This window comes from Pyxidicoccus sp. M15, assembly GCF_056858435.1.
The window spans coordinates 8933683-8955224 of the sequence record NZ_CM166495.1; the positions used below are offsets into that span (position 1 = coordinate 8933683).

The following is a 21542-nucleotide window of genomic DNA, read 5'->3' on the forward strand; positions in this document are numbered from 1 at the left end:
TCACACCCACCTCAGGTAGTCCCATCAGCCGCCGGAGCGCAAGGCCTTGAGGGCCTCGCGGAACAGGGCCTGGAAGGTGGCCTCCGCGCCCAGCCGCTCGCTGGCGACCTCCGCCGCCTTCTCCGCCTGGGGCTGTTTGTACCCGAGGTTGAGGAGCGCGGAGACCAGGTCGGAGCGGGTGCCACTGGCGGCGGCCGGCGCGGTGCCCCGGGCCACGGCCTCCAGGTGGATGTTCTTCACCTTGTCCTTCAGCTCCAGCACCAGGCGCTCGGCGGTCTTCTTTCCCACGCCGTGAATCTTCGACAGCCGCGCCACCTCGCCGCGAGACAGCGCCGCCACCAACTCCGGCACCTCCATGCCGGACAGCACGGTCAGCGCCAGCCGGGGGCCCACGCGCGTCACGGCGGTGAGCAGCTGGAAGAGGTCCTCCTCGGCCTTCGACAGGAAGCCGAACAGCTCGAAGGCGTCCTCGCGCACCACCGTGCGCACGCGCACGTCCACCGGCTGTCCGTCCGCCGGCAGCTTGCCCAACGCCAGCGTGGAGAAGTTCACCCGGTAGCCCACGCCGCCCACGTCGATGGTGGCGTCCTCCAGGTCCTTCTCCAGCACCGTCCCGCGCAACCGCGAAATCATCTCGCCTCCGGTCTGCGATAGGCGGGTGCCAGCCGGTCCGCCAGCAGCCCCGCCGCGCCCTTGCGCTTCTTCCCCGCCGCCGCCGTGGCCGTGGGCACCGCCGCCCGGCCGTGGTTGAGGTGGCACAGCGCCACCGCCAGCGCGTCGCTCGCGTCCGCGCGCTCAATCTGCGACGCCTCCAGCGACAGGAACGTGCGCACCATCCGCGCCACCGCGTCCTTGCCGTCCGAGCCGCCCGCGCCCACCGACTTCTTCACCTTGGCCGGCGCGTACTCGTGCACCACCAGCCCCGCCTGCGCCGCCGCCAGGAGCGCCACGCCGCGCGCATGTCCCAGCACCAGCGCGCTGCGCGCGTTGCGGAAGGTGAACAACCCCTCCACCGCCACCGCGTCCGGCTTGTAGCGCGCCAGCGCCTCCGCCAGCGCGGCGTGCAAGTCCTTGAGGCGGGAGGCCAGCGGCGCCGACTCGTGCACCTTGATGACGCCGTGGCCCACATGCACCAGCCGGCCCCGCTTCTCCTCCACCACTCCGTAGCCCATGAACCGGCTGCCGGGGTCCACGCCGAGCACGCGCACGCTGCCTCTCCATTCCCCCCGCCGCTACTGCGACAGGGACTCCATCACCGAGTCTTCCAGCTCGAAGTTCGCGTGCACGTTCTGCACGTCGTCATTCTCCTCGAGCACGTCCATCAGCTTCAGGAGGCCGCGCGCGTTGTCGCCCTCCACCTGCACGGTGTTCTGCGGCAGGTACGTCCACTTCTGCTCGCCCAGCGCCAAGCCCGCGGCCTCCAGGCGGGTGGCCACCGTGTGCAGGTCCGCCGGCGCGGTGCGCACCTCGAAGCCCTCGTCTCCGTGGTTGAGGACGTCCTCCGCGCCCGCGTCGATGGCCTTCTCCATCACCTGGTCCTCGGTGGGGCCCGGCTTGACGGTAATCGAGCCCTTCTTCTGGAACATCCAGGCCACCGCGCCCTCGGCGCCCAGGTTGCCGCCGTAGCGGCCGAAGATGGAGCGCACGTCCGCGGCGGTGCGGTTGCGGTTGTCGGTGAGGCACTCCACCAGCATGGCGACGCCGCCGGGGCCGTAGCCCTCGTACGTCACCTCCTCGTAGCTCTCCCCCTCCAGCTCACCGGTGCCCTTCTTGATGGCACGCTCGATGGTGTCCTTGGGGATGTTCGCCTCCTTGGCCAGGGCGAGCGCGACGCGAAGCCGGGCATTGCCCGCGGGGTCTCCTCCGCCCAGCCGCGCGGAGACGGTGACCTCCTTGATGACCTTGGAGTACAGCTTGCCCTTGGTCGCGCCCATGGCTGCCTTCTGGCGCTTTATCTTCGACCACCGATTGTGACCGGACATGGGTGTGGCCTCTCGCGGGCCTTCTCGCCCACCCCGGCCCGCCGAGTCAAACCCTTCACATCCCCGCGTCGTCCGGCACGGCCCCCGGGGCCCCCGCATCCGGTCCACTCACGGTGCGCGCGGACTGCTTGGGGAACGTGAGGATGACCGGGGGCTGGGCACCGCCCACCAGCGTGAGCGGCTCCGAGGCGCCGTCCGCCGACAGCTCCAGCGAGGCCTCGTAGGAGTCCCGCGCCGCGGTGTCCACCGAGGGCGCGGGCTCGAAGAAGCCGGGCACGGAGGCGCCACAACGGGCGCGCTCGCGCTCCTCCACGTGGCAGGCCGGCACCAGCACCCCGAGCGCGAACAGCCGCGTGGAGGCCTCGTAGGCCACCGCCTCCGGGAAGGGGCACTCCAGCAGCATGGCGCGCAGCGTGCGGCGGCCGTCGAACAGGCGGACCACCTCGCCCACGTCCTCGGGCAGCGTGGGCAGCATCTCCGCCAACCGCGCGAAGTCCACCGTCAGCCGCGACGCCAGCGGCAGGCCGCGTGCGCGCAGCGCGTCGAAGCGCTCCAGGCCCGGCAGCACCGTCTCGCACAGGTACGCGCGGTCCATGGCGAACGAGCCCTTGTGCAACTCCGGCCCGAGCGCCACCGCGTACGCGCCGCCGCCGAAGCACAGCATGCGCCGGAAGGCGAGGCTGCCGCGCTCGCCGTGGAAGACGGCGTCCACCACCAGCCCATGGCGGAAGGCGAACCAGCCCGCGCCCTCCTCGAGCACCACCCGGCCGGAGCGCACCCCCGCCAGCAGCGCCCGCGCGACGTGCGCCAGCGGCAGCCGGGCGGTGTGGGACTCGAAGACGGCGTCACCCATGCGCCGGCCCGCCTTCAGCCGCGCGAGCGCCACCACGTCCTGCACCAGCACCGGCTGCGGCAGGTAGTCATCCGCGCCCACGCCGCCGGCGAGGTCCTTGTGGAAGTCCTCCTGCCGCCGCGCCAGCAGCACCACCGGCACGTGCGCCGTGCGTGCATCCGCGCGCACCTGGCCGCAGAGGCTGAAGCCGTCTCCGTCCGGCAGCTCCACCTCGGCGATGACCAGGTGCGGCAGCCGGCCGTCCTGCGCGAGCGCCTCCAGCGCCGCGTGGGCGCCGCCCACCATCAGCACCTCGAAGCCCGCCTCCGCCAGCCCCGCCGCGAGCACCGCCTGCGCGCCCACGTCCGAGTCCACCAGCAACACGCGCGAGCGCCCGCGTGACGCGCGACGACGCGGCTCCGCCGAGGCAGCGGTGCCAGATTCAGCAGACGTGGAAGGTTGCGAGTGTGCGGCAGCCATGGATTCCGTATTCTTCCAGGCAAGCCTGACAGATCATAAGGTGCCGTACAAGCCCCCGGAATCGTTGGGTTTCGAGGAGGGACGCCCCGAGGTAGGGTGCGCGCCATGACGCGCTCCGCTCCGTCCCGACTGCTCGTGTCCGCGCTGCTGCTGGCCTCCCTGGAGTCCTTCGGCCAGGAATCCACCCCCGCGGCGCCGGCTCCTGCTGGGGAGCGGCGCGTCACGGCCTCCGACGCGGCGCGAAGCGCGGGGGTGGAGGAGGACCCGCTGGGCGCGGTGGTGGCGCCGGCGACGCTGCCGGACGGCACCACGGCGCTCTACGGCTACGTCGGCGCGCCGGAGATGGGCGTGGGCTTCCGGCAGGGCATCGCCGGCTTCGAATTGGAGGCGCGCGGGAAGCTGCAGTGGTTCCAGCTCTCCGTGGCGATGGAGTTGGCGGTGCGGCGCAAGGTGTACGAGCGCGGGGCACTGGCGCTGGCGCCGACGCTGGGGCTGGGCGTGGTGCTCAACTCCGGGGCCACGTACATGGACGACGACAACTTCTCCGGCGTGCTGCTGCGGGTGGCGCCGGGGCTGGTGGCGACCTGGCGCGTCGCGGACACGGTGTCGCTGCTGGGGCTGGTGGACCTGCCGCTGGACATCGGCCTGTCGCGCGAGAAGGCGCGGCGCTTCCAGGCGCTCGGCGGTGGCGGCGTGGAGGTGTACCTGGGCTCCAACCTGTCGGTGCTGGCGGCGGGACAGGTGGGGCTGGAGACGTTCCGCGAGCGGCCCGGCGAGGGCGAGACGCGCCTGGGCTGGGCCGGGAAGCTGGGCCTGGGCGCGCGCCTCTTCTGACTCACGTCAGGCCGAAGCGCTCCAGCTTCTTGAGCAGCCCCTGGCGCGACAGGCCGAGCGCCTCGGCCGTGTGCGTGCGGTTGCCGCCACAGCGCTTCAGCGCCTCCTCGATTTCGCGCCGCTCCAGCGCCTCCACCTTCTGCGCCAGCGTGGTGGCGCCGGGCGTGCTGGCTCGGGGCCGCTCGCTGCCGGTGAAGGACAGGTCCTCCGGCTGGATTTCGCGCCGCTCTCCGGCGAGCACGGTGGCGCGCTGCATCTCGTGGCGCAACTCGCGCAGGTTGCCGGGCCACGCATGGGCGGCGAGCGCTTCGGCGGCCGCGTCCGACAGCAACCGGGCGCGCCCGTCCGGACACAGGTGGGCACACTGGTTGAGAAAGTGCTTCGCCAGCAGCGGCAGGTCCGAGGCGCGCTCGCGCAGCGGCGGGAGGCGGACCTCCACGCCCTTCACGCGCCAGTAGAGGTCCTCGCGGAAGGTGCCCTCCTGTTGCATGCGGCCCAGGTCCTGGTGCGTGGCGGAGATGAGCCGCACGTCCACCTTCACCGGCAGGTCCGCGCCCACCGGGAGGATGTCGCCCGTCTCCAGCGCGCGCAGCACCTTGACCTGGAGCGACGGCGTCATGTCCCCCAATTCGTCCAGGAAGAGCGTGCCCCCGTCCGCCTCCGCGAAGAGGCCGCGGTGGTCCTTCGTGGCCCCGGTGAAGCTGCCCTTCACGTGGCCGAAGAGGGCGCTCTCCAGCAGCGACTCCGGCAGGGCGCCGCAGTTGATGGGGACGAAGGGCCCGGCGTGACGGCGGCTCTTGAGGTGCACGGTGCGCGCGAGCAACTCCTTGCCGGTGCCGTTCTCCCCGGTGACGAGCACGGGAATGTCACTCGGGGCCACGCGCTCGGCGAGGGTGACGGCCGCGAGGAACGGTGGGCTCTGCCCCACCAGCGCGGTGTCGCCTCCGGCGCGGGCCAGCGACGTGCGCAGCGACTCCACCTGCCGCTCCAGCGTCACGCGGGCGAGGGCGCGCTGCACGACGACGAGCAGCACGTCCGGGTCCACCGGCTTGGTGAGGAAGTCGTACGCGCCCAGGCGCACGGCCTCCAGCGTGTGGCGCGTGTCCCCTGCTCCGGAGACGACGATGACCTTGGTGCCGGGCCGCGCGCTCAGCAGCGCGGCGAGCCCCTCCAGTCCGGCCTTCACGCTGCCGTCGGGCGGGAGCATCAGGTCGAGCAGGACGAGGGGGAAGTCCCGGGCGTCGAAGGCGGCGCGGGCGGAGGGGCGGTCCGCGGCCTCCGCGACTTCGTAGCCCGCCTCGCGCAGCAGGCCGCCGTACACCTTGCGGAAGGCGGCGTCGTCATCCACGAGCAGCAGCGGGTGCGGTGCGGACATGCGTGGCTCCAGGCTCAGTCCGGCAGGGGGCTCTGGCGCGGGGTGCCCATCAGCTCCAGGGCGCGGAGCGCGACGCGGATGAGCGTCTGGGCGCAGGGCTCACAGCCCCCGCCGCAGCAGCGGGGCCAGCGCCCCTCGGGGTTGCGCAGCAGCGGGCGCACGGTGGACTGGTAGTAGCTGGGAAAGCCCAGCTCCTCGCTGGCTCGGGCCAGCGCGGCATCGAGAGATGGCGGCTCGGTGACGTCGGACACGCCGTGCTTCATAACAGCGGCCGGGCCCGGCGCACACCCGGCTCGGCGCGGCGCAGCGTCCCGGCTGATGGCTCACAACAGCGAGGCCTGCGCGGGCTGCTCGGGTTTGACCCCGGACTCGGGCTGGCAGGTGGCACACCAGTGCGTGTTGCGCCCGCCGATGCGCAGGTGCGAGACGGGCGTGGTGCAGCGAGGGCACGGCGCGCCCGTGCGGCCGAAGACGTTGCGGCGGTGCTTCGCCTGGCCCTGCATGCCGAAGAGGTCCTTCTGCGTCCCGCGCAGGCTCAGTCCCTCCTCCAGCACGGCGCGGATGGCGCGGTGCAGGCGCCCCACCTCCTCCGGGGTGAGGGACGACGCGAGCCTGCGCGGGTCCAGCCCCGCCTGCCACATGCTCTCGTCCGCGTCGCGGTTGCCCAGGCCCGCGAGGACGCGCTGGTTGAGCAGCACCGTCTTGAGCGGGCTCCTGCGGCGGCGGAGCTGACGCGCGAGCACCTCCGGGGTGAAGGTGTCATCGAGCGCCTCCGGCCCCAGCTCCTCCAGCTTGAGGCGTGAGGCCACCTCAGGAGTAGGGCCCACCGCCGCGCGCGCATAGCCAAGGGTGTCCGTGAGATGCAGCTCCTCGCCGCCTTCGAGCGAGAAGACGACGAGCGTCTCGGGAGCACGCTCGCTGCCCTGGGGGCGCAGCTTCAAGTCCCCCCAGAGCATGAAGTGGATGGCGAGCGTCCGCCCGTCATCGAGCGGCAGCAGGATGAACTTCGCCCGCCGCTGCGCGCCCGTGACGGTGCGTCCGCGCAGCGCCTCGATGAAGTCCGGCGGCGACGGGAAGCGCACGGCGACCGGGGACAGCACCTCGGCATCCGTGAAGCGCCGGCCCACGACGGCCTGGCGAAGGTCTCGGACGATGATTTCGACTTCAGGGACTTCAGCCACGCGAGCATCCTCCTGCTGCGTGGATACATGCTGCGTAGGGCAGGCTCCGCGCTACTCATGAGGTTGCTTCGCGCTGAACCCGGCTGCTCCACGGGCGAGGACCCACCAGGGCTCTCACGCCGCCTGGCTTCCGAGCGGGCAGCCCTGGAGAAACATGCTGGCGCGCCCGCCCTTCACCTCACCAGACCTGGGTGCAGCCCGTTACGCCCTGGCGTCATGAAGCCCCGTCCAACAAGGCCAGCCACCGGACGGCCTCCTCGTACGCGGGCCAGCCCCGGCCGTCCTGGATGTCCGCCACGCCCTGCGCCAGACATGCGCGCGCCTCCGCCCGCCGGTCCAGGTCGAGCAGGCTCCGCGTGAGGCTCAGCGAGACATTCAGGACGGAGACGTACTCACGCTGCTTCCTGGCCATCGCGAGCGCGTCCTGAAGCACCATGAGGGCCCCTGCCCTGTCGCCGTCCTCGGCCATCAACAGGGCCTTCCGCTGGAGCAGCGTTGGAATGGATTGCTGGTCCAACATCCCAACCGCGCCCTGGACGGTTTCTTCAATCAGAGAGCGCGCCTCCTGTCTGCGCCCCGCCAGCAGCAGCGCGTCCACCTTGTGGGCAATCCAATACGGGCGCCGCGTCCAGATGCCGTTCGAGGTGAAGTAGCGGAGCCCGGTATCGATTTGCTCGAAGCCCCTGTCGAGTTCGCCGCGCCGCGCGAGTACGTGGCCATAGGCGATGCGGGCCAGCATCTGCCAGTGCTCAAAGCCATGCTCCATCGTGAGCTTCCACGCGGCTTCCGCCTCCGCCTCCATCCGGGCGGTGTCGCCCAGCAGGTGGTAGGTGGCCTGCGTGGCGACGGCCACGACGGAGCTCAGGAGTGGGTCTCCCAGAGTCCGCACCAGTTCGCGAGCCCGCTCCACATAGCGGAGCGCCTCCCCGACGCGGCCGTTGTACAGCTCGACGTGCTGGAGCCAGCACAGGGCATATACCCCATGGTCATCGCTGAACGTCCGGACCAACTCCCGCTGGTCCTCGGGTGCGCTGATCTCCAACTCCTGGAGGAACCAGGTCCGCGCCTGCTCGTAGCGCTGGCTGTAGTAACAGGTCGTCCCGCACGCGTGGCGGGCACCAATTCGCATCGCGGCGGAGCCGGCCTTCTCCGCCAGCGCGAGCAGCTCGGTCATGCAGTCCTCCGCGAGCTCCGGCCGCGTGCCTCGCACGACGTAGAGCAGCCAGAGTCCGAAGACCACCGAGAAGGTCACGGGCGGGTCCCCGAGCATTCGGCAGAGCTGACGCGCGCGGAGGTTGTTGGCTTCAAACTCCAAGGCGGATAAGCCGTGCGCGGCCGAGAGTGCGCCCCCGAGGAGCGCGCGCAGCTCCACCTCCCGGTGCGCCGCCCAATCCATCTCGGAGGACTGCGCGGCGAGCTCGACGCCGTGCGATAGCAGCGACGACGCCTCGACGAACGCGGAGCGCTGCATGACGCGCTTGCCGGCTTGAAGGAACAGGACGGTCGCCTCGGCGGGGAGTCCCGCCCGCTCGAAGTGCAGGGCAAGCAGCTCCGGCTGTTCCTCGGCCATCTTCGGGAAGTCGCGCTGAATCGCGCGGGCCACGCGCTCGTGCAGCTCGCGCCGCCGGCTCTTGACGATGGAGTCGTAGGCCGTGTCCTGGATGAGCGCGTGCTTGAACAGGTACGTGGGCGCGCGGGAGCGCCGCCGGCGGTGCACGAGGTCGGCGCTCACGAGTGCCTCCAGGTCCTCGCGCAGCGTGGACTCCTCGAGGGGGAGCATCACCCGGAGCAGGTCGAAGCTGAACTCCCTGCCGAGCACCGCGGCCACCTGCGCCGTCTCCCGGGCGCGGCCCAGCCGGTCCAGGCGCTCGGTGAACAGCCCCCGCAGCGAGCTGGGGATGACCAGCGCATCGAGCGTCCCGGAGAGGACCAAGCCCCCGTCGCGGTTCACGAGCGCATCGGACTCCAGCATCATCCGGACGAGTTCCTCCACGAAGAGCGGCACCCCGTCCGTGCGGGAGGTGATGCGCTCCACGGCCTCGGGGGACAGCGGGAGGCCACCGACGACGGCCTCGGCCATCCGCGCGATGTCGGGCCCCTCGAGCGGGCCCAGCTGCAGCGCGAGCGCCGAGGACGGGGACCAGGGCGGGGAGAACTCGGGCCGGCTGGTGAAAAGGGCGTACACCCGGGCGGACGCGGCCTCGCTCACGAGCTTCGAGCACAGCTCCAGCGTCGACGGGTCCGCCCAGTGCAGGTCCTCGATGAGGACCACGACGGGAGACTGCTCGCCCATCTCGTACAGCAGTGAGAGCAGCGCGTTGTGCGTCAGCTCCCGCAACTTCTGCGGAGGCAGCGCGAGCGGTGTGTACCCCATGGGCAACGGGAGCGAGAGCAGGGGCACGAACAGCGGCAGGGCCTCGGTCAGGTCGAAGCCGTGCGCCGACAGCAGCATCTCCAGCCGCGCCACCTTCGCCTCGGGCGTGAGCTCCCGTCCGGGGTCCAGCAACCGCTCCAGCAGCTCGACGATGGGGAACAGCGGGCTGTTGCGCGCGTCCTGCGCGCAGCGCCCCTCCAGCCAGTGATGCGTCTCCGCTCCAACCTGCTGGCGGACGGCCCGGGCGAGTCGCGACTTGCCGATGCCCGGCTCGCCGGTGACGAGGACGACCTGGCCGACACCCCTGCGCACCTTGTCCCAGCGCTCCCGCAACGCGGCCAGCTCCCGCTCGCGGCCGACGAGCGGAAGGTCCGGAACGCCGCCGTCCGTGGCCCCCTCCCTCAAGAAATAGGCATTGCCGAGGTCCGCATCGCCCGTCGCACCCCGGCCGTCGAAGGCGTACTGGCCGCGCAAAAGCCGCTGCGTCTCACCGCTGACCAGGATTTCTCCCGGCCCCGCCAGCGCGCTGAGTCGCGTCGCCGCCTGCAGCGCCGTGCCGCCGAAGTTGGGGCCCCCATCCCTCCCCTCTCCCGGCTGCCGGGTGACAATCAGGCCGGTGTGCAGACCGATGCCGACCTCCAGGCGCGCGCGGTACCTGCTCAGCGTCACCACCCCGCGCTGGCGGACCTCCGCCAACATCGCGAGGGCGGCCCGCGCCGCGCGCCGCGCATCGTCCTCATTCGCGGTGGGGTAGCCGAACAGGAAGAGGATGGTGCCGCCCAGCGAGCCGCCCACCTGCCCGCCATGCCTGAGCGCGAGCGTCGTGCCCAGCTCCTGCCCCACGCGCAGAAGCTGCTCCAGCTCCTCCGCGTCGAGCGCCCCGCTTCCCTGCCCCACGCCCCGGAACGTGCAGCACAGGGCCGTAATCTGCCGGCGCTCCGCTTCCCCGCGCATGAGGTCGACGGACAGCTCGGGAGGCGTGCCCGGCGCCTGCGAGCTGCCCGGCGGCACCACCCCCTGCATCGTCTCCGTGGACGGGGGTGCAGTGAGCAGCGGAGTGACGGCCGGCTCGTCCCCGCGAAGCGCGCCCAGGTCGCACGCCTCGAGCTCCCGCAGCAGCCCCTCGGCGGTGACGTCGCGCGCATGGGCCTGCTTCGCGGTGACGCGATTCAGGAGGGGCCCGAGCGGACTGCGGATGAGCCACTCCGGGATGGGCACGGGGTCCGGCGAGAGCTGCCGGAAGACGACCTCTGCGGCGCTCTCGCCCCGGATGGCCCGCGTGCCGGTGAGACACTCCAGGAAGATGAGCCCCCAGGCATAGAGGTCCGAGCGCGCCAGCGGTGGCTCGCCACGGAGCTGCTCAGGCGCGGCGTAGGACGGAGAGCCGACCCACTCGTGGCTTTGGGTGATGCGGGCCTCGTCGTGCCGGGCCTCGTCGGTGAGGCAGCCGATGCCGAAGTCGAGCACCACCGCGTTCCGCCGCGCGCCACCGCGAATCATGATGTTCGCCGGCTTGAGGTCGCGGTGGACGACGCCCTCCGCGTGCGCGCTCGCGAGCGCATCGAGTACCTGCATCATCAGGTGCCGCGCCTCCAGCGGCCGCAGCTGCTGCTCCTCCTGGAGGACGGTGGCGAGGTTCCTGCCCGGGATGAACTCGAAGACGGAATAGACGCCGCGTCCCGCGCCCTGCCCCGAGTCAATCAACCGGACGATGTTGGGGTGGTGGAGCCGGGCGCACAGCCGCATCTCGCGATGGAAGCGGGCCATGAGCCGCTCCGCCTGGTCATCCGAGCGCTCCGTCGGAATGCGGAGCACCTTGACCGCCACTGTCTGTCCGGTCGCGACCTGGTGGGCTTTGTAGACGTCTCCGAATCCACCCTCACCAATCTTTTCCACGACTTCATAGCGGCTCTGGAATGCCGCACCCAGTGCCTCCAGGTCCAAGCGCGTCGTCATCGCCTCCTCCGTTCGCGCAGCCACGGCCCTGAAAGGAAGACGCGCTCACCCGGCAACCTTGACCGTGCGAAGGCTTCAATGCGCGTTGGACATCTGCTCGAACGGCCAGGGCCGATTCACGGGCAGCGACGTGCCGAGCCACAGGTCCGCGATGCGCTGAGCCAGCCGCCACGGCTCCCCGCCCGCGCGGTTCGTCAGGACGATGACCGTGAGGCGCTGCTCGGGATACTTCACGATGGCGTTGGTGAAGCCACACGTCTCGCCATGGTGGGACAGGCGCTTCCTGCCGCCGTCATCGTCGACGAACCAGCCAAAGCCATACGTACCGGCCCTGCCATCCGGAAGCCTCGCCGGCGTCCACGCCTGCGTCCGGGTCTCCGCACGGAGGAGCCCATTCGAGTCCAGCGTCCGGTCCCACGCCACGAGGTCCACCACGGACGTGTAGATGCCGCCATCCCCCAGCACGGCGCTGGTGTTGCTCTGGTCCCTGGGGATGAAGCCCTGGGGCCCCACGGCGTAGCCATACACGCGCCTTGGCACCGTGGAGATGCCTTCCTCGTGCGCCACGGTGGACGGCATGCCGCTCGGGACGAAGACGCGCTCGTGCAGGAAGCTGGCGAAGGACTTCCCGCTGACCTGCTGCACGACGAGCGCGAGCACCGCGTAGCCGGAGTTGCTGTAGCGCACCGCCGTCCCGGGCGGGAAGTGCGTGCGCTCCGTGCGGGAGAGCAGCTCCAGCACGTCGCGGTCCTTCACCTGCACCGTCTGCGTGGCCGGGACGAAGTCCTCGTAGTCCCAGATGCCCGACGTGTGCTGGAGCAGGTGCTGGATGCGGACCTCGCGCAGGTACGGAGGAAAGCCGGGGAGCACGTCCACGACGCGGTCCTCGAGGCGCAGCTTGCCGTCCTGCACCAGCAGCAGGATGGCCGTGGCGGTGAACTGCTTGGAGAGCGACGCGAGCCGGTAGCCGCTCTCGGGCGTGGCGGGCGCTCGCTGCTCCAGGTCGGCCAGGCCGTATGCCCGCTGGAGCGCGACCTGCCCGTCATGAATGACGACCACGCTGGCGCCGGGACTGTCCGGTCGGTCGTAGTCGCGGAAGAGTGAATCCACCGTGCTCACGTCCGGGGTGGGGAGCGCTCGGGTGCTCGGGGTGGTCCCGGCACAACCGACGGCCAGGGAGAAGAGGACGACGGCGGCAAGCGGGGGGACGGACATGGCTCCAGGCTCCATGCCGTGATTATGCAGAGGTGAGGTCCGGCAAAGGAGCGGAGAGATGAAGTTGCCAGCCAGTGAGCGCATCACCCTCGTGGAGGTGTTCGAGCTGACGGCGCCCTTCGACGTCTTCGAGGCCACCATCCGGGCCGCGGTGCAGCGGCTGGAAACCGAAGGCGTGAGCCGCCTCGTCGGCGTGCAGTTCTACGGGAGTCCGGATGACTCGGAAGCGGGCGCCATCATCACGTTCGCCGACTCCAGCCAGGTCATGGAGCACATCCACATGATTTCCGGCTGGCCCGAGTTCAAGGCCCTGCTCGGCGTCGTGAAGCCCATCGACGTGCGGGTGTACGGCCGGCTCGGTGAGGAGGCACACGCCTGGCTCCGGACGATGAACGCCGTGAGCAAGGTCTTCGAGCACTCGGTGGCGGGCTTCGTGCGCTGAAGCCCCGCGCGGGCGTCAGCGCTTGAGCGGGCGCTGGTTGATTTCACCGACGATGGCCGCGAAGCGGTCCAGGTGTTTGGAGATCTCCTCGCGAGCGTCGCTCCCCGGCGTGGCCTGCGGAAGCAGCTCGGTCGATTCGCTGACGATGATGGACAGCTCCTGCGCCAGCATCATCATCTCCCGCTGTCCCTCTGAACGGACCCGGGAGCACCAGTTGGCCTCATTGTAGAGCCGCGAGAGCAGGTGCCCGCTGAGCACACCCCCGATGGGAAAGAGGTCGGTGTGTCCCGCCCGGAAGAGCTTCGCCGCCTGCTCGGTATTGCGCTGCAGTTCCGCGCAGTGCGCCGCGACTTCCTTCTGCAGCCCTCCGTCCCCTCCTCCTCGCGAGCAGCCAGTCACGACCGGGAGGAGGGACAACACCAGGAGGGAACACGTGCGAAGTGGGTTCATGGCGGCGCGACTCTATCTCAACCCCGCACCTCCACCTCACGCACTTCGCGAGACACCTCCCGGACCTGCACCTTCACATCCAGGAAGTGCGCCATCGTGTGGAGCTGCGTTTCCGCATGCCCGTCCAGCGGCAGCGTGCGGAACACTCCTCCCTTCGCCAGCGCCAGCAGCAGCAGGAGCTGGTCGCACAGGTGCTCGCCCACCGGCACCTCCGCGTCCAGGTAGCGCTTCACCTCCGACGCCACCTCCTCTGCCACCATCTCCGCCCGCTTCCCCCGCTCGCCGAACGCGGTGAAGACCTCCGTCACGTGCTCGCTCTCCACCTCCGCCACCAGCACGTTGCCCGGTCCCGGCGAGCGCTTCAGCTCCTCGGTCCGGAACTCATCCGGCCGCCACTTCAGCGCCCCGGCCACCGCGTCCAGTTCGCGCTTCGCCACGTCGAACGGAATCATCGCCACCACCGCCTTCACGTCGCGGCGCAGCACCCGTCCACGCTCCAGCAGGCTCACCGGCTTCAGCGGCGCCGGGCGCACGTCCACGCGGAACTTCCCGCCTCCCGCCGGGAAGAAGCCCGGTCGCTCCAGCGTCGCCTCGACCGCCGGCCCCATCTTCCGCAACAGCGGCAGGTACGCCTTCTGGAGGAAGTCGAACGGCGGCGCCGCCGGGTTGTGCGTCCCGCCCTCCAGCATCAGCGTGGATGGCGTCCCCGCCATCAGCAGCGCCGGGAGGACCGTCTGCAGCACCAGCGTCGCGCTGCCCGCCGTGCCCACCGAGAAGTGGTAGTTGCCCGCCGCCAGCGCCCGCGGGCGGAACGTCAGCTCGCGCGAGCCCAGCTCCGCGCCCGACACCTCCGCCGCGCCCACCGCCTCCGCGGCCTTCACGCCCGTGAGGTGCTGGCGCAGGAGGCCCGGCTTCTTCCGGCCCGCGCGGATGTTCGTGATGGTGAACGGCGTCCCCGTCACCAGCGACAGCGCCAGCGACGTGCGCAGCACCTGTCCGCCACCCTCTCCCTGAGAACCATCGATGCGCACCATCTTCAGCCTCCTCGCTCCCCGCGACCCACGAGCCACCCGGGACAGCCTGACACCTATCCAAAAATAGCGGCGCCCGCTCCCCCCCATGCTGGCGACCTTTCGGTCTCTCAGGGGGAAGCGGGCGCCTCGGTGTCTTCATCCCGGCATGGCCACCTCGCACAGGCGTCTGGGTTGTGGATGACTTCGCGTGCCCTACCCCTTCACGCACACCACCTGCTTCAGGGTGTGGACGACCTCCACCAGGTCCGCCTGCGCCGCCATCACCGCATCGATGGGCTTGTACGCAGCCGGCGTCTCGTCGATGACGTCCACGTCCTTGCGGCACTCGATACCCGCCGTCGCCTTCGCGTGGTCCTCGAGCGTGAAGCGCTTCTTCGCCGCCTCACGCGACATCACCCGGCCCGCGCCGTGGCTGCAGGAGTGGAAGCTCTCCTCGTTCCCCTTCCCGCGGACGATGTACGAACGCGCCCCCATGCTGCCGGGGATGATGCCGAGGTCACCCTCGCGCGCCCGCACCGCGCCCTTTCGCGTCACGAAGCAGTTCTTCCCGTAGTGGTGCTCACGGGAGATGTAGTTGTGGTGGCAGTTCACCGCCTCGTCCGCCAGCTCGAACGGAGGCAGCTCACCGCTGCGCTTCAGCGCGTCCACCGCCGAGTGCAGCATCAGCTTCCGGTTCGTCGCCGCGTAGTCCTGCGCCCAGCTCACGGCGAAGACGTAGTCATCGAAGTGCTGCGAGCCCTCGGGCAGGTACGCCAGGTCCGCGTCCGGCAGGTGGATGAAGAAGCGGCGCATGTCCTCCTTCGCCAGCTCGATGAAGTGGCTCCCGATGCGGTTACCCACCCCGCGCGAACCCGAGTGCAACATCAGCCACACGCCGTCCGACTCATCCAGGCACAGCTCGATGAAGTGGTTACCCGTCCCGAGCGTCCCGAGGTGCGCGATGTCCGGCCCACGGCCGATGCGAGGGTGCTTCCCGACGATGACGTCGTAGCCCTCCATCAGTCGCTTCCACTCCGCCTGGTGCGGAGCCGGCGCCGAGCGCCACGCGCCCGCGTCGTTACGGCCGCCGTTGTCCGTACGGCCATGAGGAACCGCCGCCTCAATCGCGGAGCGCACCCCGCGCAGCGAGTCCGGGAGCTGGTCCGCGCGCAGCGTCGTGCGCACGGCAATCATCCCGCAACCGATGTCCACGCCCACCGCCGCCGGCACCACCGCGCCCACCGTCGGCACCACGCTCCCCACCGTCGCGCCGTAACCGCGGTGCACGTCAGGCATCACCGCGACCCACTTGTGGATGAAGGGCAGGCCGCGAAGGTTCCGGAGCTGCTTCTTCGCCTCGTCCTCGAACGGCACACCCACCGTCCACGCCTTGATGGGGCGACCCGCCTCGTCCGACAGCACCTCGTAGTTCGCGTTGTTGCGGTTCATGGCCTTCACCTTTCGGTCGTCCGCCCGGGCTCTGCGTCCCGGGCACGTCGAGAGGTAGAGCAGCCGGCGTGCCAACCCTTCTCCCGAGGGAGAGGGCTCCAGACGAGGTGCTTTCCCTATCCGCTGGGATAAAGTCCTATCTGCATGGCGAAATCACGGGCGCGCAAGACGGTGGTCCTCGGGATGCTGGGGACGACGCTGGACACGGGGCAGGGGCCGCAGCGGTGGGCGAAGTGGCGGCCCACGGTGGCGCTGTGCCAGCAGGAGGACCTGGTGGTGCACCGGCTGGAGCTGCTCCACCCGCCCAACGCGACGACGCTCGCGGGCACGCTCGTGGCGGACATCCGACAGGTGTCACCGGAGACGGAGGTGCGCCCCACGGTGCTGGACATCCAGAACCCGTGGGATTTGGAGGAGACGTACGGCGCGCTGCTGGATTACGTGCGCGGCTACGCCTTCAACCCCGAGGAGGAGGACTACCTCGTCCACATCACCACGGGCACGCACATCGCGCAGATCTGCATGTTCCTGCTGGTGGAGAGCCGCCTCATCCCCGGCAGGCTGGTGCAGGTGTCGCCCGCGGGCACGGGGAGGGACCGCTCGGGGCCGGGCTCGCATACGCTCATCGACCTGGACCTGTCGCAGTACGACACGCTGGCCGCGCGCTTCCAGCAGGAGCAGCGCGAGGGACTGTCCTTCCTCAAGGCGGGCATCGACACGCTCAACCCCGCCTTCAACCGGCTCATCGAGCGGATTGAGCAGGTGGCCGTGCATTCGAAGGCGCCGCTGCTGATTACCGGCCCCACGGGGGCGGGCAAGTCGCAGCTCGCGCGCCGCGTCTATGCGCTGAAGAAGGCGCGGCGGGGAGTGGCCGGCCCCTTCGTGGACCTCAACTGCGCCACGCTGCGCGGCGACGGCGCCATGTCCGCCCTCTTCGGGCACGTGAAGGGCTCCTTCACCGGGGCACTCCAGGACAGGCCCGGCCTGCTGCGGCAGGCGAATGGCGGTGTGCTGTTCCTCGATGAGATTGGCGAGCTGGGCGCGGACGAGCAGGCGATGCTGCTGCGCGCGCTGGAGGACAAGCGCTTCCTGCCGGTGGGCTCGGACCGGGAGGTGGAGAGCGACTTCCAGCTCATCGCCGGCACCAACCGCGACCTTCAAGTCGAGGTGGAGCGCGGGCGCTTCCGTGAGGACCTGCTCGCGCGCATCAACCTGTGGACGTTCCGGCTGCCCGCGCTGCGCGAGCGGCCCGAGGACATTCCGCCCAACCTCCTCTACGAGCTGGACCAGGCGTCCGAGGCGATGGGCACGCGCGTCACCATGAACAAGGAGGCGCAGGAGCGGTTCCTCGGGTTCGCCACGGCACCGGATGCGCGGTGGTCGGGGAACTTCCGAGACCTCAATGCCGCCGTGCTGCGCATGGCGACGCTCGCCGCCGGAGGGCGGATTACGCGCGAGGTGGTGGATGAGGAGATTGCGCGGCTGCGTGAGCAGTGGCGCCCGGCCGGGGCTCGCTCCGAGTCGCGCGGTGGCGCCGTGGACCCGGTGGCGGAGATTCTTGGCGAGGAGCTGGCCCGCGAGCTGGACCGGTTCGACCGCGTGCAGCTGGCGGATGTGCTGAGCGTGTGCCGTGCCTCACGGACGCTGTCCGATGCGGGACGCGTGCTGTTCGCGCAGTCGCGCGCACAGAAGAAGAGCGTCAATGACGCGGACCGGCTGAAGAAGTACCTCGCTCGCTTCGGCCTCACCTGGGCGGACGTGAGCGGTCGTGGAGCCACCGACGCGGCCTGAGTCGCGCTGAGCCATCCGCGTCGGAGGTGAGCCAATCCACAGTCCCGGCCGCGCGTTCTCGGAGTGTCGCAGGATGAGACGCATCGCAGTCATGTCCGCTCATGCACGGATGGCGAAAAATCAGCCGCCGCGTTGAAGGACGGGTGACCGTCTGCGTCTTTACCGGTGTTCCAGGAAGTACAGGGGGCCGTGAGCCGGACAGGCCTCACGGGACACACCGTATGCAGACACCTTTCCGCCGTCGCGCCCCGCATCGTCGGGCCGCCGCGTGGCTCCTCGCCACCTGCCTCGCGCTCGCGAGCACCGCCGCCTCGGCCCAGGTCCGCGAGCCCGACAACTTCGTCGCCACCACCCTCCTCTTCTCGTCGGCGCCCCGGCTGAACGACGTGTCCACCCGCCACTTCTCGCCCACGCTCTCCGCGGGCTTCAAGGTGTCCGAGCACGGCCAGCTCCGCGTGGACTGGGGGCTGCCCTACACCACGCTCGCGTCCGGAAGCAGCCGCGAGTGGAGCCACGTCGGCCCCTCCAATCTCCTCCTCGGCATCCACCACACCCGCACGGCCGCACAGGACGTCCTCTTCGTCCGCGTCGGCGCCGCCGTGGCCCTTCCCGTCGCCCTGCGCGCGGACGCAGGGAAGGCCGGCGAGTCCGCCACCGCCGCCGAGGGCGCCAACTATGCCGCCGCCTCCGCCGTGCGCGGGCTGGCGGACCCGTGGCTGTGGTCGCTCGACACCACGTCCGTGGTGCTGCCCCTCGCCGTCGGCATGGACCTGCCCGGCTTCCAGCTCCGCGCCGACGTGGCCGTCGCCATGCTGGTGCCCGTCTCCCGCTCCTCGGAGGACACCCACTTCGTCGCGCAGGCCAGCGCCGAGGCCTCGCTCGGACTCGGCCTGCTGGAGCCCGGCCTGCGCGCCCAGCTCGTCTCCCCCCACCTCACCGACGCGACGTGGGACGGGAGGGCCTCGCAGCTCTCCCTGGAGCCCTTCGTCCGCGCCCGCCTCGGCTCTGGCTTCGCGCGGGCCGGCGTCCGCATCGACGTGGACACGCCGGACGGCCTGCGCACCGCCGGCACCGCGCGCATGTGGGCCTTCAGCGTGGGCGCGGGCATCGGCTTCTGAGGACCTTCACGTCACCTCAGTGGACGGGCGCACCGCGCGTCGTGAAGACCTGGCTCCCGAGGAAGTAGAAGGCCTCCTGTCGCGGCACGAAGAACTTCCAGCCCTCGCCCGTGAGGTACGCCGGGTCCTCCTGCATCACGAACACCTTCTGCCCACCCCACTCGGGCACCGCGGTGGCGGTGTTCAGCTCGATGGCGATGTATGAGCCCTCGCGCAGCAGCTTGGGCTCCTCCTTGCGGCTGGCCGAGCGGAAGTCGATGTGCGCCCCCAGCGCGTGGCCCTGGTTGCCCAGGGGGTGGCTGTACACCATCGCTTCGATGCCCTTCTCCTTCATCTCCGCCATCGTCTGCTCGTACACGTCCGCCGACGAGCGGCCCGGCCGCGAGGCCCGCAGCATCAGCGCGTCCTGCAGCGCGTTCGTGTTCGCCAGCGCCTTCTTCAGGCCCGCGGGCACGTCCGTCTCACCCTCGAGCGGCACGTACGCCATCTTCTGCCAGTCCGTGTTCAGCCCCAGGTAGGTGATTCCGAAGTCCACGTGGAGCAGGTCGCCGCGCTGGATGACGACGTCCTCCGTCGAGGGCGCCAGGAAGCCGCGCGACGTGGAGTTCACCTGGCCCTTGCGCTGCACGCGCAGGTCCGGCTGGAACCACGTGTCCACGCCCAGCTCCCACAGCCTGTCGTAGAGCCAGCGGCGCACGTCGCCCACCGTCGTCTTCCCCGGCACCACGACGGCGGGCGAGAAGGCCTCCTTCACCACCGCGTCCGTCAGCGCCACCAGCGCGCGGTAGTGCTCCCACTCCTCGGGCAGCCGCGTGTCCAGGTACTCCTCGATGAGCGGCGCCGCGCTCACGAAGCGCGCCTCCGCCTCCGCCCCCAGCGCCTCCACCAGGAAGGCATACCCGTCGCGCGTCAGGCTGCGCGTCACCCCGCGCTTGCCGCCAATGCCCAGCGCAATCGCCTTCGGCTGGTAGCGCGAGTCCAGCTCCGTCAGCACGTCGCGCGCCGTGCGGCCCTCGGCGGGCAGCTCGAAGAAGCGCTTGAGCGCGGCCTCCGAGTAGCCCGTCAGCGCCACCCGCTTCAGGCCCTCCGGCCCCGCGTCCACGAAGACGAAGAGGTCGCGGTTGCCCGCGTACGGCCGCGGCGGCGCGACGAAGGGCGTGAGCGGGTCGTCGTGGAACTCCTCGTTGACGACAATCCACATGCCCACGCCGTGGCGGCGCATCATGTCCAGGAGCAGCCCGTGGCGCTTCTCCAGCCAGGCCTCCCGCACGGACATCTGCTCGGACCAGGTCAGCAGTCGCGGCGCATCGGCACCGGGTCCCCTCCGGGCCGGCGTGGCACAACCGGCCAGCAGCACGCACGAGAGGACCGCCCAGCAACCACCACGCATTCGAGGACTCCCCGTCGAGAAGGAGCCCGCACCCTACTACTCCCACCAACCCGGGGTCCCCCGCCCCCGGAGTCCTTGGAGACTCCGGGAGCGGCCCCCTCGCGCCAGGCTTCAGAAGCTGGCGATCTGGAACTCCAGGTCATCCTCGTAGAACAGCTCGACTTCCAGCGCCCCCAGGTCCTCGTCGACCTCGCTGGCCCCCATCGAAAACCGCGCGTCCCCCCGGTCTGCCGGCGCCAACACCTCCACGCCTGCCTCCGCCCTCGCCCCCCACGGCCCCCCGACCGCCCCACGTCCCTCCTCGGGCGCCCACATTCCGCTGGCCTCCCCATGGCCGCGCGCGTCACAACGAAACATCACTCCCCCCTTGCGATGTCGGCTTCGCGGCGCTTCCGCCCGCGCCAGCCTTCATTTCAAATACGTACCCAGCCCTTTTTCTTGTGCGTCCTGCTCAAAAAAGTTTCGGAGCACCTCCCCGGGGGGCAGTGCTCCGAAAACCAAGAAATTTGTTTCAAAATCCAGCGAGTCCCGAAACCGTGGCTCAGTCCACCACCGCGAGGCCCGCCTTCCAGGCCCGCCCACGAGCCTGTGTTTCATGGCGGAGCGCCCGGGCGCGTATCAGCGCCTCCTCGCTCCAGCCGGGCTCGCCCAGCTTCGCCACCGCCTCGAAGGCCTCGGCGGCCGGCAGCGTCAGCCCCAATTCGCGCAGCACCAGCGCCCGGTTCCACAGCGCCTGGGGGTGGGCGGGCACCTGGCGCAGCACGCCTTCCAGCAACGCGAGCGCCTCCTCGAGGTGGCCGTGCTCCAGCACGATGATGGCCCTGTCGCTGTCGCGGTCCGGCGACGACGGCGAGCGCTGGAGGAAGTCCGACGCCTGCCGCCAGTCCTTGCGGACGAGGTACGCGGCGGCGATGCCGTGCAGGTCGCCCGCGTCCTCCAGGTCCGCCAGCTCGCGCAGGGGAGGCGGCCGGGGCATGGACGAGGGCGTCTCGCTGGCGCTGCGCAGGGGCGCGTAGGGGCGGTGCCCGTCCGCGCGGGCATACGCCACGCGGGCCTCCAGCAGCCGCGTGGGCGCCTGGGCGAGCCACACCTCCCGGGGCAGGGCCCTGGGGGACGGCGCGAAGACGACGAGCGCCGACAGCCCCACGGTCAGCACCAGCGCCAGCGCCGCGCCCGCGACGAGGCGCCCTCCCGGCAGCACGCGCAGGAAGCGCCCGCGCGACGCGCGCTTCGGCTTCACCGGCGGCACGGCCTCGAGCCTCGCCGTGAGCTCCCCCTCCCCCAGCGAGTACAGGCTGAGCATCTCCAGCTGCATCGCCTCGTGCAGCCCCGTCGCGCACGCCTCGCAGCGGGCCAGGTGGTGACGGACGTGCTCCTCGTCCACCGGACCCAGCTCACCGTCGAGGAAGAGGTACAGCTTCTCGCACTGGGAGCTCATGACGCCTCCCCTCCACCGTCACCGTGGGTCCACGGCAGCCCCACCGCGAGCGGCGCATGGCCCCGGTCCTCCGGGTCGACGCCCGCCTGGCTGCTCATCCGCGCGGCCCCCTCGCCATGTTTCATGTCTGCACTGTCGACCACGGGGAGAGGGATGACCGTGGCATTGCGTTGAACCCTCATCGACCACCACACTCCTTGCACGCCTACTCGGAACGCGCTC

At 70.8% G+C, this 21542-nt stretch carries 20 protein-coding genes; 4 read left to right on the top strand and 16 right to left on the bottom strand.

What is annotated here, in order from left to right; translation table 11 throughout:
* Nucleotides 1-24 precede the first annotated feature (24 nt).
* Genes ruvA through ACX9TP_RS32830 form a run of 4 tightly spaced genes read right to left on the bottom strand, consistent with a single transcriptional unit; the run spans nt 25 to nt 3198 of the window.
* Complete coding sequence (gene ruvA, locus ACX9TP_RS32815) at nt 25-633, bottom strand: Holliday junction branch migration protein RuvA (RefSeq protein WP_482974583.1); 609 nt, start codon at nt 631-633, stop codon at nt 25-27.
* Complete coding sequence (ruvC, locus tag ACX9TP_RS32820; protein ID WP_482974584.1) at nt 630-1208, bottom strand: crossover junction endodeoxyribonuclease RuvC; 579 nt, start codon at nt 1206-1208, stop codon at nt 630-632. The genes ruvA and ruvC overlap by 4 nt, the downstream gene beginning before the upstream one ends.
* Nucleotides 1209-1232: 24 nt before the next feature.
* The gene (locus ACX9TP_RS32825) at nt 1233-1982 is read right to left on the bottom strand and encodes a YebC/PmpR family DNA-binding transcriptional regulator (protein ID WP_482974585.1); all 750 of its coding nucleotides are present in this window, start codon (nt 1980-1982) and stop codon (nt 1233-1235) included.
* Nucleotides 1983-2037: 55 nt separating this feature from the next.
* A complete protein-coding gene (locus tag ACX9TP_RS32830) occupies nt 2038-3198 on the bottom strand; it encodes a response regulator (RefSeq protein ID WP_482974586.1) in 1161 nt (386 codons plus the stop codon).
* A gap of 201 nt (nt 3199-3399) precedes the next feature.
* Between ACX9TP_RS32830 and ACX9TP_RS32835 the strand changes: the two genes are divergently transcribed.
* Complete coding sequence (locus ACX9TP_RS32835) at nt 3400-4128, top strand: hypothetical protein (RefSeq protein WP_482974587.1); 729 nt, start codon at nt 3400-3402, stop codon at nt 4126-4128.
* Between the two features lies 1 nt (nt 4129).
* Here the strand turns inward: ACX9TP_RS32835 and ACX9TP_RS32840 are convergent, their stop codons facing one another.
* The 5 genes from ACX9TP_RS32840 to ACX9TP_RS32860 form a co-directional block, all read right to left on the bottom strand.
* The gene (locus ACX9TP_RS32840) at nt 4130-5503 is read right to left on the bottom strand and encodes a sigma-54-dependent transcriptional regulator (RefSeq protein WP_482974588.1); all 1374 of its coding nucleotides are present in this window, start codon (nt 5501-5503) and stop codon (nt 4130-4132) included.
* Between the two features lie 14 nt (nt 5504-5517).
* Entirely contained in the window at nt 5518-5754 is a 237-nt protein-coding gene (locus ACX9TP_RS32845) for a hypothetical protein (protein WP_163998428.1), read from the bottom strand.
* Between the two features lie 72 nt (nt 5755-5826).
* Nucleotides 5827-6684 carry a bifunctional DNA-formamidopyrimidine glycosylase/DNA-(apurinic or apyrimidinic site) lyase gene (mutM, locus tag ACX9TP_RS32850; protein ID WP_482974589.1) on the bottom strand — a complete coding sequence of 286 codons (858 nt, stop codon included), beginning with the start codon at nt 6682-6684 and terminating at the stop codon, nt 5827-5829.
* A 214-nt stretch (nt 6685-6898) separates the two neighbouring features.
* The gene (locus ACX9TP_RS32855; protein ID WP_482974590.1) at nt 6899-11014 is read right to left on the bottom strand and encodes a TOMM system kinase/cyclase fusion protein; all 4116 of its coding nucleotides are present in this window, start codon (nt 11012-11014) and stop codon (nt 6899-6901) included.
* A gap of 75 nt (nt 11015-11089) precedes the next feature.
* Complete coding sequence (locus ACX9TP_RS32860; protein ID WP_482974591.1) at nt 11090-12229, bottom strand: serine hydrolase domain-containing protein; 1140 nt, start codon at nt 12227-12229, stop codon at nt 11090-11092.
* A 58-nt stretch (nt 12230-12287) separates the two neighbouring features.
* Between ACX9TP_RS32860 and ACX9TP_RS32865 the strand changes: the two genes are divergently transcribed.
* Nucleotides 12288-12671, top strand: coding sequence for a hypothetical protein (locus tag ACX9TP_RS32865; RefSeq protein ID WP_482974592.1), 384 nt, complete (start codon nt 12288-12290; stop codon nt 12669-12671).
* A 15-nt stretch (nt 12672-12686) separates the two neighbouring features.
* Here the strand turns inward: ACX9TP_RS32865 and ACX9TP_RS32870 are convergent, their stop codons facing one another.
* The 3 genes from ACX9TP_RS32870 to ACX9TP_RS32880 form a co-directional block, all read right to left on the bottom strand.
* On the bottom strand, nt 12687-13121 hold the full coding sequence (locus ACX9TP_RS32870; protein ID WP_482974593.1) for a hypothetical protein: 435 nt from the start codon (nt 13119-13121) through the stop codon (nt 12687-12689).
* 17 nt (nt 13122-13138) lie between these two features.
* Entirely contained in the window at nt 13139-14155 is a 1017-nt protein-coding gene (rtcA, locus tag ACX9TP_RS32875) for an RNA 3'-terminal phosphate cyclase (protein WP_482974594.1), read from the bottom strand.
* A 192-nt stretch (nt 14156-14347) separates the two neighbouring features.
* Entirely contained in the window at nt 14348-15583 is a 1236-nt protein-coding gene (locus tag ACX9TP_RS32880; protein ID WP_482974595.1) for an RtcB family protein, read from the bottom strand.
* 144 nt (nt 15584-15727) lie between these two features.
* Between ACX9TP_RS32880 and rtcR the strand changes: the two genes are divergently transcribed.
* Together rtcR and ACX9TP_RS32890 are read left to right on the top strand one after the other, a co-directional pair.
* Nucleotides 15728-17374 carry an RNA repair transcriptional activator RtcR gene (gene rtcR, locus ACX9TP_RS32885; RefSeq protein WP_482974596.1) on the top strand — a complete coding sequence of 549 codons (1647 nt, stop codon included), beginning with the start codon at nt 15728-15730 and terminating at the stop codon, nt 17372-17374.
* Nucleotides 17375-17595: 221 nt separating this feature from the next.
* Nucleotides 17596-18492 carry a hypothetical protein gene (locus ACX9TP_RS32890; protein ID WP_482974597.1) on the top strand — a complete coding sequence of 299 codons (897 nt, stop codon included), beginning with the start codon at nt 17596-17598 and terminating at the stop codon, nt 18490-18492.
* Nucleotides 18493-18508: 16 nt separating this feature from the next.
* Here the strand turns inward: ACX9TP_RS32890 and ACX9TP_RS32895 are convergent, their stop codons facing one another.
* The 4 genes from ACX9TP_RS32895 to ACX9TP_RS32910 all read right to left on the bottom strand — a co-directional run bounded on the left by ACX9TP_RS32895 (nt 18509) and on the right by ACX9TP_RS32910 (nt 21445).
* Nucleotides 18509-19882: a M24 family metallopeptidase gene (locus ACX9TP_RS32895; protein ID WP_482974598.1), complete on the bottom strand. Its 1374-nt coding sequence runs from the start codon at nt 19880-19882 to the stop codon at nt 18509-18511.
* Nucleotides 19883-19993: 111 nt separating this feature from the next.
* The gene (locus ACX9TP_RS32900; RefSeq protein ID WP_482974599.1) at nt 19994-20131 is read right to left on the bottom strand and encodes a hypothetical protein; all 138 of its coding nucleotides are present in this window, start codon (nt 20129-20131) and stop codon (nt 19994-19996) included.
* Nucleotides 20132-20423: 292 nt separating this feature from the next.
* Nucleotides 20424-21320: a zf-HC2 domain-containing protein gene (locus ACX9TP_RS32905; protein ID WP_482974600.1), complete on the bottom strand. Its 897-nt coding sequence runs from the start codon at nt 21318-21320 to the stop codon at nt 20424-20426.
* A complete protein-coding gene (locus tag ACX9TP_RS32910) occupies nt 21317-21445 on the bottom strand; it encodes a hypothetical protein (protein WP_482974601.1) in 129 nt (42 codons plus the stop codon). Before ACX9TP_RS32910 ends, ACX9TP_RS32905 begins: the two co-directional genes overlap by 4 nt.
* Between the last annotated feature and the right edge of the window lie 97 nt (nt 21446-21542).